Origin of the sequence: uncultured Bradyrhizobium sp. (assembly GCF_936928535.1) — a bacterium.
Taxonomy (GTDB): Bacteria; Pseudomonadota; Alphaproteobacteria; order Rhizobiales; family Xanthobacteraceae; genus Bradyrhizobium.
This window is the reverse complement of record NZ_CAKZHY010000091.1, coordinates 59,491-75,852: the sequence shown is the minus strand read 5'-3', so window position 1 is coordinate 75,852 and position 16,362 is coordinate 59,491. Positions and strand designations below refer to the sequence as shown.

General features: G+C 64.4%; 14 protein-coding genes and 2 tRNA genes. 14 read left to right on the top strand and 2 right to left on the bottom strand.

Features of this window, described 5'->3' with window-relative positions; all coding sequences use genetic code 11:
• Nucleotides 1-25: 25 nt before the first annotated feature.
• From Q0687_RS14065 to Q0687_RS14035, 7 genes are all read left to right on the top strand, one after another.
• Nucleotides 26-3,172: an efflux RND transporter permease subunit gene (locus Q0687_RS14065; RefSeq protein WP_298877597.1), complete on the top strand. Its 3,147-nt coding sequence runs from the start codon at nucleotides 26-28 to the stop codon at nucleotides 3,170-3,172.
• Nucleotides 3,172-6,276, top strand: coding sequence for an efflux RND transporter permease subunit (locus Q0687_RS14060; RefSeq protein ID WP_298877595.1), 3,105 nt, complete (start codon nucleotides 3,172-3,174; stop codon nucleotides 6,274-6,276). Before Q0687_RS14065 ends, Q0687_RS14060 begins: the two co-directional genes overlap by 1 nt.
• 41 nt (nucleotides 6,277-6,317) lie before the next feature.
• Complete coding sequence (locus Q0687_RS14055; RefSeq protein ID WP_298877593.1) at nucleotides 6,318-7,058, top strand: tRNA-uridine aminocarboxypropyltransferase; 741 nt, start codon at nucleotides 6,318-6,320, stop codon at nucleotides 7,056-7,058.
• 161 nt (nucleotides 7,059-7,219) lie between these two features.
• Nucleotides 7,220-7,936, top strand: a complete 717-nt coding sequence (locus tag Q0687_RS14050) for an ABC transporter permease (RefSeq protein ID WP_363323950.1) — start codon at nucleotides 7,220-7,222, stop codon at nucleotides 7,934-7,936.
• An 8-nt stretch (nucleotides 7,937-7,944) separates the two neighbouring features.
• Nucleotides 7,945-8,697 (top strand): ABC transporter ATP-binding protein, encoded by a 753-nt coding sequence (locus Q0687_RS14045; protein ID WP_298877592.1) that lies wholly within the window; start codon nucleotides 7,945-7,947, stop codon nucleotides 8,695-8,697.
• A gap of 56 nt (nucleotides 8,698-8,753) precedes the next feature.
• Nucleotides 8,754-8,827, top strand: a tRNA-Cys gene (locus Q0687_RS14040).
• Nucleotides 8,828-9,019: 192 nt separating this feature from the next.
• Nucleotides 9,020-9,166: a hypothetical protein gene (locus Q0687_RS14035; RefSeq protein WP_298877590.1), complete on the top strand. Its 147-nt coding sequence runs from the start codon at nucleotides 9,020-9,022 to the stop codon at nucleotides 9,164-9,166.
• Nucleotides 9,167-9,210: 44 nt separating this feature from the next.
• Here the strand turns inward: Q0687_RS14035 and Q0687_RS14030 are convergent, their stop codons facing one another.
• Nucleotides 9,211-9,417, bottom strand: coding sequence for a hypothetical protein (locus tag Q0687_RS14030; protein WP_298877589.1), 207 nt, complete (start codon nucleotides 9,415-9,417; stop codon nucleotides 9,211-9,213).
• A 287-nt stretch (nucleotides 9,418-9,704) separates the two neighbouring features.
• On the opposite strand from Q0687_RS14030, the gene Q0687_RS14025 reads away from it, so the two are divergent.
• Nucleotides 9,705-9,968: a hypothetical protein gene (locus tag Q0687_RS14025; protein ID WP_057756641.1), complete on the top strand. Its 264-nt coding sequence runs from the start codon at nucleotides 9,705-9,707 to the stop codon at nucleotides 9,966-9,968.
• Between the two features lie 104 nt (nucleotides 9,969-10,072).
• Here the strand turns inward: Q0687_RS14025 and Q0687_RS14020 are convergent, their stop codons facing one another.
• A complete protein-coding gene (locus Q0687_RS14020) occupies nucleotides 10,073-11,215 on the bottom strand; it encodes a transporter substrate-binding domain-containing protein (RefSeq protein ID WP_298877585.1) in 1,143 nt (380 codons plus the stop codon).
• A gap of 392 nt (nucleotides 11,216-11,607) precedes the next feature.
• Between Q0687_RS14020 and Q0687_RS14015 the strand changes: the two genes are divergently transcribed.
• The 6 genes from Q0687_RS14015 (at nucleotide 11,608) to Q0687_RS13990 (ending at nucleotide 16,351) form a co-directional block, all read left to right on the top strand.
• Nucleotides 11,608-12,771 carry a PspA/IM30 family protein gene (locus Q0687_RS14015; protein ID WP_298877583.1) on the top strand — a complete coding sequence of 388 codons (1,164 nt, stop codon included), beginning with the start codon at nucleotides 11,608-11,610 and terminating at the stop codon, nucleotides 12,769-12,771.
• Nucleotides 12,772-12,784: 13 nt separating this feature from the next.
• On the top strand, nucleotides 12,785-13,447 hold the full coding sequence (locus Q0687_RS14010; RefSeq protein WP_298877581.1) for an OB-fold-containig protein: 663 nt from the start codon (nucleotides 12,785-12,787) through the stop codon (nucleotides 13,445-13,447).
• 19 nt (nucleotides 13,448-13,466) lie between these two features.
• A complete protein-coding gene (locus Q0687_RS14005; RefSeq protein ID WP_298877579.1) occupies nucleotides 13,467-15,170 on the top strand; it encodes a flotillin domain-containing protein in 1,704 nt (567 codons plus the stop codon).
• 208 nt (nucleotides 15,171-15,378) lie between these two features.
• Nucleotides 15,379-15,747 (top strand): hypothetical protein, encoded by a 369-nt coding sequence (locus Q0687_RS14000; RefSeq protein WP_298877577.1) that lies wholly within the window; start codon nucleotides 15,379-15,381, stop codon nucleotides 15,745-15,747.
• Between the two features lie 135 nt (nucleotides 15,748-15,882).
• A tRNA-Asn gene (locus tag Q0687_RS13995) sits at nucleotides 15,883-15,957 on the top strand.
• A 214-nt stretch (nucleotides 15,958-16,171) separates the two neighbouring features.
• Nucleotides 16,172-16,351 carry a hypothetical protein gene (locus Q0687_RS13990; RefSeq protein WP_298877576.1) on the top strand — a complete coding sequence of 60 codons (180 nt, stop codon included), beginning with the start codon at nucleotides 16,172-16,174 and terminating at the stop codon, nucleotides 16,349-16,351.
• Nucleotides 16,352-16,362: the final 11 nt, after the last annotated feature.

The window sequence follows — 16,362 nt, the reverse complement described above, 5'->3', positions numbered from 1 at the left end:
CCGCCTAGAGCGGCAGGCGCATCCCATGGGTGTCTCCGAACCCTTCATCCGCCGTCCGATCGCAACCTCGCTGCTTGGCATTGCGCTGCTGATCGGTGGGCTGCTGGGCTATTTCGCGCTGTCGGTCTCAGCGCTGCCGCAGGTCGACTTTCCGACCGTGCAGGTGTCGACGCAGCTGCCGGGCGCGAGCCCCGACGTGATCGCCTCGCTGATCACGGCGCCACTGGAGCGGCAGCTCGGCCAGATCCCGTCGCTGACGGCGATGAACTCGACGAGTTCGTTCGGCGTCAGCCAGATCTCGCTTCAGTTCGATCTCAACCGTGACATCGACGGCGCGACCCAGGACGTGCAGGCCGCGATCAACGCCGCCGCCGGCGTGCTGCCCAAGACGCTGCCTTATCCGCCGACCTACGCAAAGGTGAACCCGGCGGACGCGCCGGTCATGACGCTGGCGCTGCGCTCGGACACGATCTCGCTGCGGGCGATGAGCGACATCGCCGACACGCTGCTGGCGCAGCGGCTCAGCCAGATCTCCGGCGTCGGCCGCGTCTCCGTGCTCGGCGGGCTGAAGCCGGCCGTGCGTATCCAGGCCGATCTGGCACGGCTCGCTGCCTACGGCATCGCCATGGAGGACTTACGCGCCGCCATCGCGAACGCCAACGTCTCCGGACCAAAGGGCTCGCTCGACGGCGCGCAGCAGTCCTACATCATCGCGGCCAACGACCAGATCGCCGCCGCCGACGCCTACAGGCCGATCATCATCGCCTATCGCAACGGCTCGCCCGTGACGATCGGCGACGTCGCGCAGATCGTCGACGGGCTCGAGAACGACCGCACCGGCGGCTGGTACCAGGGAACGCCGGCCGTCATCATCGACATCCAGCGCCAGCCTGGCGCCAACGTGATCGACGTCGTCAAGCAGATCCGCGCCGAGATTCCGAAGGTGCAGCGTGCCATTCCGGCCGGCGTGAAGCTCACCATCGTCTCCGACCGCACGGTCACCATTCGTGCCTCCGTCCATGACGTGCAGTTCACGCTCGTGCTTGCCGTCGTGCTGGTGACGCTGGTCGTGCTGCTGTTCCTGCGCTCGCTGCGCGCAACCGTGATTGCGGGCGTGGCCCTGCCGCTGTCGCTGATCACGAGCTTCGGCATCATGTATTTCGCCGGCTTCAGCCTCGACAATCTGTCGCTGATGGCGCTGACGATCGGCACCGGATTCGTCGTCGACGACGCCATCGTGATGATCGAGAACATCGTCCGCCATATGGAGAATGGCGACAATGCGATGCAGGCGTCGCTGAAGGGCGCCAGCGAAATCGGCTTCACCGTGATCTCGCTGACGGTGTCGCTGATCGCCGTATTCATCCCGCTATTGTTCATGTCCGGCCTCGTGGGACGCATGTTCCGCGAATTCGCGCTGACCTTGACGATCGCGGTCGTGACCTCGGCGGTGGTCTCGCTGACGCTGACGCCGATGATGTGCTCGCGGCTGCTGAGGCATGCCCATGAGGAGCTGGCGGTGCCGGGCCTCGCCGCCGTCAGCCGCTTCATCGACCGCACCGTCGAGTTCTATCACCGCACGCTGCTCGTAGTTTTGCGACATCAGAGGACCACGCTTGTCGTGACCTTTGTGACGCTGGCCGCAACCCTCGTCCTCTATGTCGTCGCGCCAAAGGGGTTCTTGCCGCTGCAAGACACCGCCTCGATCACGGCGGTGACCGAAGCCGGGCCTGACGTGTCGTTTGCCGAGATGCAGAAGCGGCAGGCCGATGCCGCCGACGCCATCAAGGCCGATCCTGACGTCACGGGCGTGGTCTCGGTGATCGGCGCGGGCTCGGTCAATCCGACCACCAATGTCGGGCGCCTCGTCCTGACGCTGAAGCCGCGCGGCGAGCGAGCCGACGATGTCGGCGTGGTCATTGCCCGGCTGAAGCAGAAGGTCTCCGGCATTCCCGGCATGACCGTCTATTTCCAGCCGGTCCAGGACGTGCAGATCTCGACCCAGTCGAGCCGCTCGCAGTATCAGTACACGCTGACAGGTACCGACGCGGCGCTGGTGTCGGAATGGGCCCACAAGCTCGTCGATGAGATGCGGCGCGATCCCCTGTTCCGCGACGTCTCCTCGGAAGCCCAGGAAGGCGGCCTGCGCGCGCAGCTCGACGTCGACCGCACCCGCGCCGGCCAGCTCGGCGTCTCCTTGCAAGCCATCACCGACACGCTCAACGATGCCTTCGCGCAGCGCCAGATCTCGACCATCTACGGCCAGGCCAACCAGTATCGCGTGGTGCTGGAGGCGTTGCCGATGTACCAGCGCGATCCTTCGATCCTGTCGAAGCTGTACTTGCCAGGCGGCGCCAGCGCGACCGCCGGCGCGCCCAACGCGCAAGTGCCGCTCGACGCGGTGGCGACCTTGAAGCGCACCACGGCGCCGCTGGCGATCTCGCACCAGGCGCAATTCCCGGCGATCTCGCTCAGCTTCAATCTCGCGCCGGGCGCAGCGCTCGGCGACGCCGTCGAGGCGGTGAAAGCGATCGAGACCCGGATCGAGATGCCCAACAGCATCGTCGGCGTCTATGCCGGCGACGCCGCCGAATTCGCCAAGGCGCTGGCCGGCCAGCCCTGGCTGCTGCTCGCCGCCGTGATCACGATCTATATCGTGCTGGGCGTGCTCTATGAGAGCTACATTCACCCGATCACGATTCTCTCGACGCTGCCCTCGGCCGGCGTCGGCGCCATCCTCGCGCTGATGCTGTTTGGGCAAGACCTCTCGGTGATCGGCCTGATCGGCATCATTCTCTTGATGGGCATCGTCAAGAAGAACGCGATCATGATGATCGACTTCGCACTCGAAGCCGAGCGCGGGCAGGGCATGCCGGCCCATGAGGCCATCGTGCAGGCCTGCCTGTTGCGCTTCCGCCCGATCATGATGACGACGCTGGCGGCGCTGTTCGGCGCGCTGCCGCTCGCGATCGAGAGTGGCACCGGCGCAGAGCTGCGCTTCCCGCTCGGCATCTCCATCATCGGCGGCCTGCTGCTGAGCCAGTTGCTGACGCTCTACACCACGCCGGTGATCTACCTCGCGCTCGACCGCATCAATCGCCGCCTCGAGCAGGCGCTGCCGCCGGCTGAGCCCGAGGCGCCGACGGCCGGCGCGACCGAGGGGATGCAGTGATGGCATCGATCTCGGAGCCGTTCATCCGCCGCCCGGTCGCGACCACGTTGCTGTCGATCGGGCTGTTCCTGCTGGGCGCCGTCGCCTACGAGTTCCTCCCCGTCGCCTCGGTCCCGAATGTCGACTTCCCCGCCATCTTCGTCTCGGCGAGCAGGCCCGGCGCCGACCCTTCCGTGATGGCCGCAACCGTGGCGGCACCGCTGGAACGGCGGCTCGGCGAAATTGCAGGGATCAACCAGATCACGTCGACGTCGTCGCTCGGCACGGCGAACATCCAACTCCAGTTCGACATCGGCCGTAACATCGACAAGGCGGCGCGCGACGTGCAGGCCGCCATCAACGCCGCGCTGGTCGATTTGCCCAGCGATTTGCCGGCGCTGCCGCGCTTTCGCAAAGCCAACACGGCCGGCGCGCCGGTCTTCGTGCTGGCGCTGACCTCCAAGACGCTGTCGGCCAGCGCCATCTACGACGTCGCCGACACCGTGCTGGCGCAGCGCATCTCGCAGGTGCCTGGCGTCGGCGACGTGACGGTGTCGGGCGCCGACCAGCCGGCAGTGCGGATCCAGCTCAACCCGGTGGCGCTGTCGAATGCGGGGATCGCGACCGACGACGTGCGCACCGCAATCGTCAACGCCAATCCGCTTGGCCCCGTCGGCGTCTTCAACGGCGAGCGTCAGAGCGAGACGCTGTCGCTGAACAGGCAGATGCGTACGGCGCAGGAATTCCGCGACATCGTGATCAAGAGCGCGAACGGCAATTTCGTCCGGCTCTCCGACGTCGCCGATATCGAGGACAGCGTCCGCAACGCGCGCTCGATCGCCTGGTTCAACAAGCAGCCGGCGGTGCTGATCCAGATCACCAAGCAGGGCGACGCCAACGTCATCGACACGGTCGACAGAGTCAAGGCGCTGATCCCCGAGTTGAAGCAGTGGATTCCGGCCGGCGTCGACGTCTCCACCCTGGTCGACCGGACCTCGACCATCCGCGCCAGCGTGATGGACATGCAATGGACGCTACTCGCGACCGCTATCCTGGTGATGGTCGTGGTGTTCGTATTCCTGCGCCGGATGACACCGACCATCGCCGCCGGCATCTCGGTGCCGCTGGCGCTGGCCGGCACCTGCGCCGGCATGTGGGTGGCCGGCTTCTCGATCGACAATCTGTCGCTGATGGCGCTCGCGATCTCCGTCGGCTTCGTGGTCGACGACGCCATCGTCATGATCGAGAACATGTTCCGCAATCTCGAGCATGGCATGCGACCGATGCAGGCCGCGCTGGAGGGCGCCAAACAGATCGGCTTCACGGTGGTCTCGATCAGCCTGTCGCTGATCGCGGCGTTCACGCCGCTGATCTTCATGGACGGCATCGTCGGCCGCCTCTTGCGCGAATTCTCGCTGACACTGACCTTCGCGATCGTGGTGTCGACCCTGGTGTCGCTGACGGTGACGCCGATGATCTGCGCCCATTATGTCAAGCAAACCACGTCGGGCTCGGCCACACTGTTCGACCGCCTGATCGAAGGCTCGCTGTCGCGGATCGTCGCGTTTTACGCCCGCACGCTGCACGCCGTGCTCGAATTCCCGCTGCTGACGCTGCTGGTCTTCTTCGCCACCATCGGCCTGACGGTGCTGCTCTACGCCAAGGTGCCCAAGGGCTATTTCCCGACTGATGATTCCGGCTTCGTCATCGGCGCGACGCGCGCCTCGGCCGACATCTCGTTCCAGTCGATGCTGACTCTGCAGCAGCGGCTGGCAGACATCGTGATGCAGGACCCGGCCGTGGCCGGCATCGGCTCGACCGTCGGCGGCGGGGGCGGGCCGGGCGGCGCGACTTCGAACCGCGGCGTCATGTTCATCAGCCTGAAGCCGCCGGAGGAGCGTGACCACGTCTCGACCCAGGTCGTGATCGACCGTCTCAGGAAGGCGCTATTCCCCGTGCCCGGCATCCGCCTGTTCATGTTCGCCGCACAGGATGTCCGCGCCGGCGGCCGGCAGAGCGATTCCAATTACCAATACACGCTATCGAGCACCGACCTCGACCTGCTGCAGAAATGGGCGCCGATCGTGGCCAAGCGCATGGAGACGGTCGAGGGCATCACCGACATTTCCAGCGATCGCGATCCCGGCGGGCTTCAGCTGACATTGAACATCGACCGCCAGAAGGCCGCAGCGCTCGGCGTCAAGGTCCAGGACATCGACAATGCCTTGAACAATGCTTTCTCGCAGCGCCAGATCTCGATCATCTACACCCAGCGCAACCAGTACATGACCGTGCTGGAGATCGATCCGAAATTCCAGGTCGACCCCTCCAATCTCGAGCGCATTTACGTCGCGGGCGCAGGCGACGTCCAGGTGCCGCTGTCTACCGTGGTGCACGCCACGCGTGGGCTCGCTGCGCTCGCGGTCTATCATTCGCAGTCAGTGCCCTCGACCACGGTGTCGTTCAACACGTTGCCGGATGTGGAGCTCCAGGCCGCCACGCAAAACATCCAGCGTGCGGTCGATGAATTGCACATGCCCGAGGGCATCCGCGGCAGCTTTGACGGCAATGCCGGCGACTTCGCCAGGACCAGCGGCCGGCAACCGCTCTTGATCCTCGGCGCGCTGGTGGCGATGTATATCGTGCTCGGCGTGCTCTATGAGAGTCTCGCCCACCCGCTCACCATTATCTCGACACTGCCCTCGGCCGGGCTCGGTGCGCTGCTCGCCCTCCAGATCACCAATACACCGCTGACGGTGATCGCTTTTGTCGGCATCATCCTGTTGATCGGCATCGTGAAGAAGAACGGCATCATGATGGTCGACTTCGCGCTCGATGCCGAGCGCCAGCGCGGCCTGTCGTCGGCCGAGGCGATCTTCGAGGCCTGCCAGGCCCGTTTCCGCCCGATCCTGATGACGACCATGGCCGCGCTGTTCGCCGGCATTCCGCTGGTGGTCGCCACCGGGCCAGGCACGGAGCTGCGGCGCCCGCTCGGCATCACCATCATCGGCGGCCTGTTCGTCTCGCAGGTCCTGACGCTGTACACGACGCCGGTGATTTACCTGCTGATTGACCGGCTGCGCCGGCGGTCCGAGCCGCGCGCGCTGGCAGCCCCGGCGGAATAGCCGGGTTGTTGAACGGCCGTACCCGGCGTATAGCGGCGACCATGTCGAACCCAGCTGAGACCACGGCCGCCGCACCAGAGCCGATTCCGGAATGCCCGCACTGCCAGAAGCCGATGCCGCTGTGCATCTGCGACAGCGTCACGCCGATCGAGAACCGGCTGTCGCTCCTGATCCTGCAGCATCCGCAAGAGCAGGACAGGGCGCTTGGCACCGCGCGACTGCTGGCGAAGCACTTTGAAGATGCCACGGTACGGGTCGGCCTGTCCTGGCCGAGCCTGTCCAAGGCGCTCGGGCACCCGGTCGAGAATGCCTCGCACTGGGCTGTGCTGTATCTCGGGTCGGCGCGCGCCGCCGATTTGGATGCGGAGGACGAGATCGTTGCGCTCAACCGCAAGGGCGAGGTTGCGGAGAACCAGCGCGCCGTCCTCGGCAAGCTCGAAGGAGTGGTGCTGCTCGACGGCACCTGGAGCCAGGCCAAGGCGCTGTGGTGGCGCAATCCCTGGATGCTGAAATGCCAGCGCGTGATTCTCAACCCGAAGCACCCCTCGCGCTATGGCCGCCTGCGACGCGAGCCGCGCAAGGACGGGCTGTCGACCATCGAGGCCGCTGCCACGCTGCTCGCGGGGCTCGAACGGCGCCCCGACATCGCCGAGACCTTGAACGCCAGTTTTGAACGGCTGTTGACACGCTACCGCGAGGTTCAGGCCGAGATGCCGGAGCTGGCGCCGAAGCCGGCACCAAAGGGCCGCCGGCGCGACTTCCGCCGCGGCAAAAGGTCCTGACTTGGGCGTGGTTCGTCCGTCCGGTTGATTGCCCCGGAAGGAGCGGGCAGATAGAGAGACCGACCGGTCCGGAACCAGAAGGGGGCAGCCGAATTCCGAGCGCAGCGAAGGAGATCCTGGCCCAGGCCGCGCAGTTCGATCGTTGGGGCACGCTGGCCGTGATGGACATCTCGTTGCGCTACCGGCGCACGGTGATCGGACCGCTCTGGATCACGCTGACGCTGGCGGCGACCATCGCAAGCGTCGGCACGGTCTATGCCGCGCTGTTCAAGCAGGACATCGCTGCTTTCCTGCCGCCTTTCGCGGTCGGCCTGATCGTCTGGACCCTGATCGCGACCACGCTCCAGGAGGGCGCCAACGTCTTCGTCGCCTCCGGCCATCTGATCAAGGCGGTGCCGGCGCCCCTGATCGTGCACGTGCTGCAGATGCTCGCGCGCAACGTCCTGATCTTCGCCCATCATCTCCTGATCGTCGTCATGCTCCATGTCGCGGTGCCCTGGCCGCTGCGCTGGACCATGCTGCTCGCGCTGCCTGGCCTTGCGCTTCTGCTGGTCGTTCTGCTCGGCGGGGCAGTCGCACTCGGTGTGCTCTGCGCGCGCTTCCGCGACATTGGATCTGCAATCGTCAGCGGCCTGCAATTCATCTTCTTCCTCACGCCCGTGATCTGGACCGAGGACAGCGTGCGCGGCACCGCGCTCGCCTGGCTGACATGGGTCAATCCGTTTGCGACGCTGCTCGATCTCGTGCGCAAGCCGCTGTTGTCGCAGCCGATAGATCAGGCGCAATGGCTGCTCGGCATCGCTTACGCGCTCGCTGCGGCCGCCATCGGGCTTGGCTGCTACGCAAGATACCGCCGCCGCGTGGCGTATTGGCTGTGAGGCGCAACATGAGCCCTCAAGCCCATATCGTGCTGCGCAACGTCTCGGTGACGTTCCCGGTGCTGTCGTTCCGCGATCGCTCGCTGCGCAGCCGCTTCGTGCGTGCCGTGACGCTGCGCCGCGAGAAAACGCGTCCACTCATCGTCACGGCGCTTGACGGCATCGACCTCGATATCCGCGCGGGTGATCGCCTCGCCATCGTCGGCGCCAATGGCGCTGGCAAGACGACGTTGCTGCGGGTTCTTGCCGGTATCTACCATCCAACCGCCGGTAGCCTCGACGTGCTCGGCCGCTGCCTCTCGCTGTTCGATCTCGCGGCCGGCTTCGACGAGGAGGCGACCGGTTACGAGAACATCATGCGCCGCGGCCTCGTGATCGGCGCGCGCCGCACCGACATCGACGCGCGGCGCGCCGAGATCGCCGAGTTCACCGAGCTCGGCGACAAGCTCGATCTGCCGCTCCGTACCTATTCTAGCGGCATGATGCTGCGCCTGATTTTCGCGGTCGCCACCGCCGTCGAAGGCGAGATCGTGCTGCTCGACGAATGGATCGGCGTCGGCGACCAGCAGTTCCGCAAGAAAGCACGGCAGCGGCTCGACGAGATCGTCGCGCGCGCCGGCATCCTGGTGCTGGCCTCGCACGATGCCGAGATGATCAGGAGCACCTGCAACCGCGCCATCCTGCTGGAGCAGGGGCGGATCACCGCGTCAGGCACGACCGAGGAGGTTCTTGCTCGATACCTCGGTCCTGTGAAGGTGTAACTGTCCCGTCGGGGTTGCCTAAGCCGTTGATCCCCTATATTGCTCCGGCCTTACGGGGCCACGTGGCGGAGTGGTTACGCAACGGTCTGCAAAACCGTGTACACCAGTTCAATTCTGGTCGTGGCCTCCATCACCAAACATTTGATATCTCAGCAAAAACCATCATTTCGTGCCGGCCCGCCAATGGCGCAGGCAGCAGCCGCACGCGTCGCGCGCACCGGGTTTGCCCGGGGCTTGTTGGAAACCCTCGATTCAGGCCCGATGGCATAAACTTCGCATCTGCGAAGGCATGCAGTCCCAACCATCGAGCGCTGGAGCACACGTGGGCGAGATCGTCCGGTTTATCCCGAAATCCGAGCTGGAGCGGGCTCGCCTCATTGCCGAGGCGCGCGCGATCTATGACAGCATCTTCCCGCCAGCGGCACCCGACAGGGCGCAGCAGGACGACAAGGACAGCGTCAAGACTTGATCGGAGAAGGCCTGCCGTTCGCCGCCAGGTTCAGCCTGGAGGTTTCAGCAGGCAGCGTACCAGCCGTCCGGAAAGGGCAGCAGGGGCCAGGCGCACTCATTGTCATTGGCGGCCTGGAGCGCCTTCTTGGGCGTTGCGTCGAAGCTCCACGCGCGAGGGACGAAGTCCTCCTCCGGCGCGGGCAAGAAATTGTCGACAATCATGGCGTCCCGGACGGCATCCAGCATCAAATTGAATTCGGCTTCGCTCATCACACCCTCCGGACCACGGATGGCGCAGTGTCGCAAAGCCGGTTTGTTTCCCGATTGACCTGATCGTTCGCATTTTAACGATCAGGCGATCGAGATCCGTTTGGTTAGTGATTTCTGAAAGGTCCCCAGAAGTCCCAACAAGCCCAAGAAAAACCCCGGCAAGTCTAAGAGGTTCCAAGCGGCGGCAAGTGTGAAAGAGATCACATCGCCAGCGATTTATTCCTCCTACCTCTTTGCCCACACCGGCCAATGGCGGCCGGGCAGGCAGGGCAGACAGGAGACTGGTCATGAAGGCGCGGTTCTTGCGGTTTGCGGGTGTGAGAAGCCGGGCGCGTCGTGCCTCCACGGTCGGCCTGTTCCTGACCTTGTTTGCATCAGCGGCAAATGCGCAGCAGGGCACGCCGGAGCAGCGTCGGGCCTGCACCCCCGACGTCTACCGGCTCTGCGCCGGCGAAATCCCCAACGTTCGTGCGATCACGGCCTGCCTGCGCCGTAACCGCTCAAGCCTGAGCGAGGCCTGCCGCAGCGTGTTCGACCAGGCTGGCGGCTGACGCACGCCCTGTGGATTTGTGCGCAGCAAGTGCGTTGCAAATCCAGCGTAAATCTTTCGAATTGTCGTTGTGGATATGCTGCGGACAAGCTGTTGAATCCCGACCTAGCGCTTGCCGAACCATTCCTCGTAGATCCGCTGGTACGTGTCGTTCTCGCGGAGCCCCAGCAGCGCTTCGTTGACCTGCTTGCGCAACGGGCTGCCGGTCGGAAACACGATGCCGTAGTCTTCCCGGTGAAACACTTCGCCGACGGTCCGCGCCAATCGGCTTCCGTCATGGGTGGTGTAGTAGAGCAGGGCGGGTGAATCGAACACGACGGCGTCGACCTGCTGGTCCAGCAGGGCCTTGTAGAGGTCATCGACCTTCTCGAACTCGCGAACCTGGGCCTTGAGCTCATTCAGATAGGCCGTGGCCGTGCTGCCCCGCGTGGTGCCGACGGTCTTGCCGACAAGGTCCTGCCTGCTGTTGATCGGTCCCTTGATCTGCTGCACCGTCAGTGAAGCCGTCAACTGCGCGGTATAGAATGCGACGAACACCACCCCGGTGAACATCCACAGCACAGCCACGATGCGCGCCATCCAGTGCCGCGGCATCTGATCGGCCTGGGTGGCCAGCGTGCCCGCCGCCCAGAACATCGCGTGGAAGATGCCCGGAAAATACTTCCTGGTCGGAATGATCCCGCTGTGATGCGTTCGCTCGACCAGGAACATCAGGTGCGCCGGCACGAGGATCAGTAGCAGTGCAATGCCGAGCCAGACCAGCAGGGTGCGTGAGAAGAACAATTGCATCAGCTCGCGGAGCGGATTGGCTTCGACATTGACGGCCGTGCCGCGAACCAGGATTTGCAAGCCCGAGTTCATGATCGGCTGAGAGAAGTCGAACCTGTCCTCCCGCTCCGACGTGATGGAGATGGCCGCGATGGCGAGATCGGCTCGTCCATTTTTCACCGCGTCAAGCAGTTCGCTCACATCGGGCAACACGATATAGTCGGTCTCGCGGTTCAGTCGTTTGCCGATGCTGTTCCAGAGCTCGATACTGAAGCCACTCAGCGTGCCGTTCTTCTCGATGACCATGGGCGGCACGATTCGGGTCGCCACGCGGAGCTTGGCGGGCTCAGCCTGAGCCGCAGGCCAGCCGATATAGATGAGCAGTGCGAAGACCAGCCCGCCAGCGAGCGCAGCCGCGCGCGACCAGGGTAACCGGGCGGTTCGTGCGCGAGAGCCAGTCGCCTGATGCGGAGGAGTCATCGATGGTGTCCCGGTTTCGAACCACGCGAGAATGCGAAGGTGTATCTGCGGACTGAGGCGTGAGTTATCAGAATACGCGAACGCTCCTTGCTCCGTCATTGCGAGCGTAGCGAAGCAATCCAGAATCCCTCCGCGGAAGGACTCTGGATTGCGTCGTCGCAAGGATTGCTCGCAACGTCGCGCGACACAGCTCTGTCCCGCGTCCCAGGTCGACCTAGCCTTTGCGTAAAATTGCAACCCGCGCATGCAGAAAGTCTTGATCGGCGGTCATCTAGGAGTGATGGCCCGCCTTGAACGCGGCCCCAGGCGACAGCGACTAACCCATAGAGTGCATCAGGATCAGTGGAACGTGATCGAGCTTCCCCCTTGTAAAGCACCAAAATGGTGCTTTAGTGCTTTCCATGAGCCCGTCGCTCCGAAATGCGCCATCGGCGCTTCGATACAGGCTAGCCCCTGACCCGGCCGCCAAGGCCGCCATGGAGGCGACGTTCCAGGCCTATGACCGCATGATGGAGATCCTCGATGAGGTCGCTCGGACCCATAATGTGGGATCCAACGTCGTACTGCTGCATGCCCATGCCTATGAGCCGATCCGGAAACAGACCGCGCTGCCGTCGCGGCTGGTGACGCTGGGCCTGCGCGACCGCACCGACTATCGCGCGGCGCAAGGCCGCCGCCTGCCGCTCGACGACAAGCTCGCCAAGATCAAGGGCCCGGCCACCATTTCGATTTCGACCGTGCAGGGGCGCTTCAGCGTGCCCTTCGACTACGTTGGCTATGCGGAAGGCTGGGGCCAGAGCGTGCCCGCGCACCTCATCCGCACCGACGACGGTTTCGAGGTTCACTACGGCGTCACGCCGAACAGTCTGCCAGAGGAGGAGAACGCCATGGATACCATCGCAGCCGCTCCCGAGAACTTCCTGTCCCGGGTCGGACGTCTGATCGCCGGCATCGCCTATGACGCGATCGAGCAGGCCGAAGGCAACAACAAGCTGAAAGTGGTTGGCCAGGCCATCCGCGAGATCGAGCGCGCCGAGAGCGAGGCGCGCGATGCGCTCGCGGCCGCGCGCGCCGAGGAATACCGCCTCAACGCGCGCCGCACCGAGATCGAACGCGAGATGACCGATCTCGCCGCCAAAATCGAGGGCGCGATCACCGACGGCCGCGACGATCTGGCCCGCGCCGGCATCGCGCGGCAGATGGATCTGGAGGCACAGTTCGAGGTGCTGTCCCGCGCCATCGACGAGAACAACGAGAAGATCGAGCAATGCGTGACTTCGCTACGCGCCGTGCTCTCGGCGCTGCAGGATGCCGAGCAGCGCCGCGTCGATCTCGCAAAGAGCGAGACTGAGGCGAGCCATCAGGCCTCGCATTCGCCCCGCAAGCGTGGCGGCACCGCCGCTGCGGCGAAGGCGCTGCGTGCGGGCAGGGCCGTGGCGCGCGTCACGGGCGTGCCGCCGGGCATTCCGTATTCGCGCGACATCGACGAGCTCAGCGCGCTCCATCGCGACAAGGAGATTGCGGCAAGGCTCGCGCGGTTGAAGTCGCGCTCCTGAAGAGTATCGTGTCATGAGCACATTGCTCGAACACGTCATGGCGCCGGAGGTCAGGCCGTTCGCGATCGCGGCGGCCATGATCCTCATCGTCGGCACGCTCGAAGTGGTCACGATGCTGGTAGGGGCCTCCTTGAGCGAGATGCTCGGCACCAGCATCGATTTCAGCCATCCGAGCGATAACGGCGTCATCAACGCCATCTCCTGGATCAATGTCGGCGGCGTGCCGCTCTTGATCTTCCTGCTGCTGGCACTGGGCGCCTTCTCGATCACCGGCTTCCTGATCCAGGACGTCGCCCGGATGGTGGCCGGGTCCTTGCCGGCCAGTCTCGCTTCGCTCGCGGCCGTCGTCGTCTCGGTCCCGCTGGTCCGCGGCGCGAGCCGGGGCATCGCACGGATCATTCCGAAGGATGAAAGCTATGCGATCGGCCTCGGCGATCTTGTCGGACGCGTGGGTGAGGTCGTCGTCGGCCCACTCGACCAGGGTCCGCCCGGCCGCGTCAGCGTCGCCGACATCCACGGCAATCGCCACTTCGTCTCCGCGGTGGCCGCGCCCAGTTCATCGCCACTGCCGCAGGGCACGCTGGTGCTGCTGGTCGATCGCGTCGATACCCGTTTCGTCGCGGTCAGGGCCGACGATGAACTGAAACCGACCAAACCCGCTCTAAGCAGCAGCTAAGTCAATTTTGGAGAAAGTCATGTTCGACATTGCAGTCCCGGCCGTGATCGGCGTTGCGCTGATCATCGTCTTGGGCATCATCTTCACCATTCTCTACAAGCGCGCCACGCGCGACGAGGCCTTCGTGCGCACCGGCCTCGGCGGCAAGAAGGTCGTGCTCGACGGCGGCGCCATGATCCTGCCGATCTTCCATTCGTATGCCAGTGTCAATCTGAAGACGCTCAGGCTCACGGTCGAGCGTAAGGAGCGTGAGTCCCTGATCACCAAGGACCGGCTGCGCGTCGACATCGTCGCCGAATTCTACGTCCGCGTTCGCCCCGACGACGAGAGCATCGCCCTTGCCAGCCAGACCTTGGGCGCCCTGACCAATGATGCCGAAGCCCTGCGCAACCAGGTCGAAGCCAAGTTCGTCGACGGCCTGCGCTCGGTGGCGGCGACCATGACCATCCTGGAATTGCAGGAAAAGCGCAGCGATTTCGTCAAGCACGTGCAGGCGACCGTGGAATCCGACGTCAAGTCCAACGGTCTTGAACTGGAGTCGGTGTCGTTGACAAAACTCGACCAGACCGACGTCAAGTTCTTCAACCCCGAGAACTTCTTCGACGCCGAAGGTCTGACCCAGCTCAAGACCATCACTGAAACCCGCCGGCGCGACCGTAACGCCATCGTGCGCGACAATGAGGTCGCGATCGCCCAGAAGGACCTCGAGGCGCGCCAGCAAACCCTGACGATCGAGCGGACCAAGAAGGAGGCCGAGCTGTCGCAGGAGCGCGACATTGCCAACAAGACCGCGAGCACCCGCGCCGAGGTCGCGACCGCGACACAGACCGCACGCCTGACGGAAGAGAACGCCCGCATCGACACCGATCGGGCGGTCGCCGAGAAGGAAGCGGGCGCCAAGCAGGTCAAGGAAACGGCTGTGATCGAGTCGGATCTCGCCATCAACAAGCGCAAGACCGACGCCCAGCGCGAGATCCAGATCGCCACGCAGGAGAACGAGATCCAGATCGCGTCGAAGAGCAAGCAGACCTCGGAAGCCGTGGCCCAGGCCAAGACGGCCGAAGCGCTCGCCGTTTCCGCGGAGGAAAAGGTGGTCACCGCGCGTGCCGTCGAGGTCGCAGACCGTGCCCGCCTGACCCAGGTGCTCGCCGCCCGCACCGAGGCCGAGCGCAAATCGACCGAGCTGATCGTCGCGGCCGAAGCCGAGAAGAAGGCTTCGCTCGACCGTGCCGAGGCCGTCAAGACGCTGGCCACGGCCGAAGCCGAGTCCAATAAGATCAAGGCGGTCGGTGTCCGCAATATCGGTGAGGCCGAGGCCGCCGTCATCACCATGAAGAACGAGGCGCAGAACAAGCTCGGCGCCAACGTCATCGATTTCGAGATCGCCAAGAAGCGGATCGAGACGATGCCCTCGGCGCTGGCGGAGATGGTCAGGCCGATCGCCAACCTCAAGGACGTCCGCATCCTGCACACCGGCGGCGCATTCGGCGGTAACGGGGCTGCGGGCGGCGGCGTCGGCTTCGGGGAGGGGCTCGCCGGCGAACTCCTCAAGGTGCATGCGCTGCGTCCGATGATCGACGAGATCCTGCGCCAGAGCGGCTTTGCGCCGGGCGATGATCCCGTCAAGACGCTGGTCGGCGCCGTGACCGGCAAGGCAAACGGTGCGGCGGTAACGCCGGCGGCTGTGCCCGCGCCGGAGAAAGCGAACAGCGCTGATCTATGAATGCCGGTTCATTGCTGCTGAGAAAGCGCAACGATAAGAACAGCCCTGCGCGTCTCGCGTCGCGCACGGCTCCGGAGCGCAGTTCGATCGTGTATTAAGCTTTCGACTGCGCTCCGGACGAATCTCTGGAGGCAACGCCGTTTGTTGCCGCGGCGCCTGCGCCGATCGACGTCAGGCGCTGAGGCCTGTTTCGATCAGGAGATTTCAGATGAAGTATTTTCTCTCCGGACTGATCGCCGTTGGCCTGTCTCTCGCCGCCACGGCATCCTTTGCCGCTGATGCCCGCAACGTCACTGTCGTCAACGAGACCGGCTACGCCATCAAATTCCTGGGCTTCAACGCTCCTGACGATGGCCTGGACGAATGGGACAACGAACTTGACAAGGTTTTGCAGAACCAGGCGAGCACCTATGTCGAGTTCGACGATGATGACGAGGGGTGCGTTTGGAACATCCGTGTCGACTGGCAGAGCTATGACGAGTCCGTTCTCTGGAAGAACGTCAACCTCTGCAAGTTCACCGCGCTGCGGTTGCGCTACGATCCCGGCACCAAGACCACCTCATTCGTCGCCGAGTAGTCCGGCCTGACGCAAGCCTCGGGGAGGGCTGGATCAGCCCTTCCTTGATGCTTTGCGGATGATGACGAATTCGTCCTTTGCAAGCGCAATCGGCTTTGTTATACGCAGCGCGCGCGAACGAATGGTTCGCCCTTTTCCTCGGTAGCTCAGCGGTAGAGCATCCGACTGTTAATCGGATGGTCGCTGGTTCGAATCCAGCCCGGGGAGCCAAATTCCGCATTACTTTCAATTATTTGCATGCGCACATTGATGTGGCGTGCGATCCTGCTTGACCAATCTCTCAGCGCCATCACACCGGCATTCTGAGCAGAATCGTATTCAAGCGGATGTGTACGCCGAGACACGCACCGTAATGCTGGCGGCACCAAATCGACTTAATTGGCATCGAGCGTTGTTGGGCCGGACTCTTACGGAGCTGATTCCCATGCGCGACATCCAGATCGACCGTGCCCACCAGGCCCCCTCGATTCTGCCGGCCGATATCCCTGAATTGAGCGACGATGAGTGCCTTGCCTGTCTCGCCCGCGCCGTCGAGACGCCCGATTCGGCGCGGCTGGACGAAGTGGCGGCCTTGATTGGCCGTCTGGCGGTCGCGATCGAATAGGCCGTCGTACC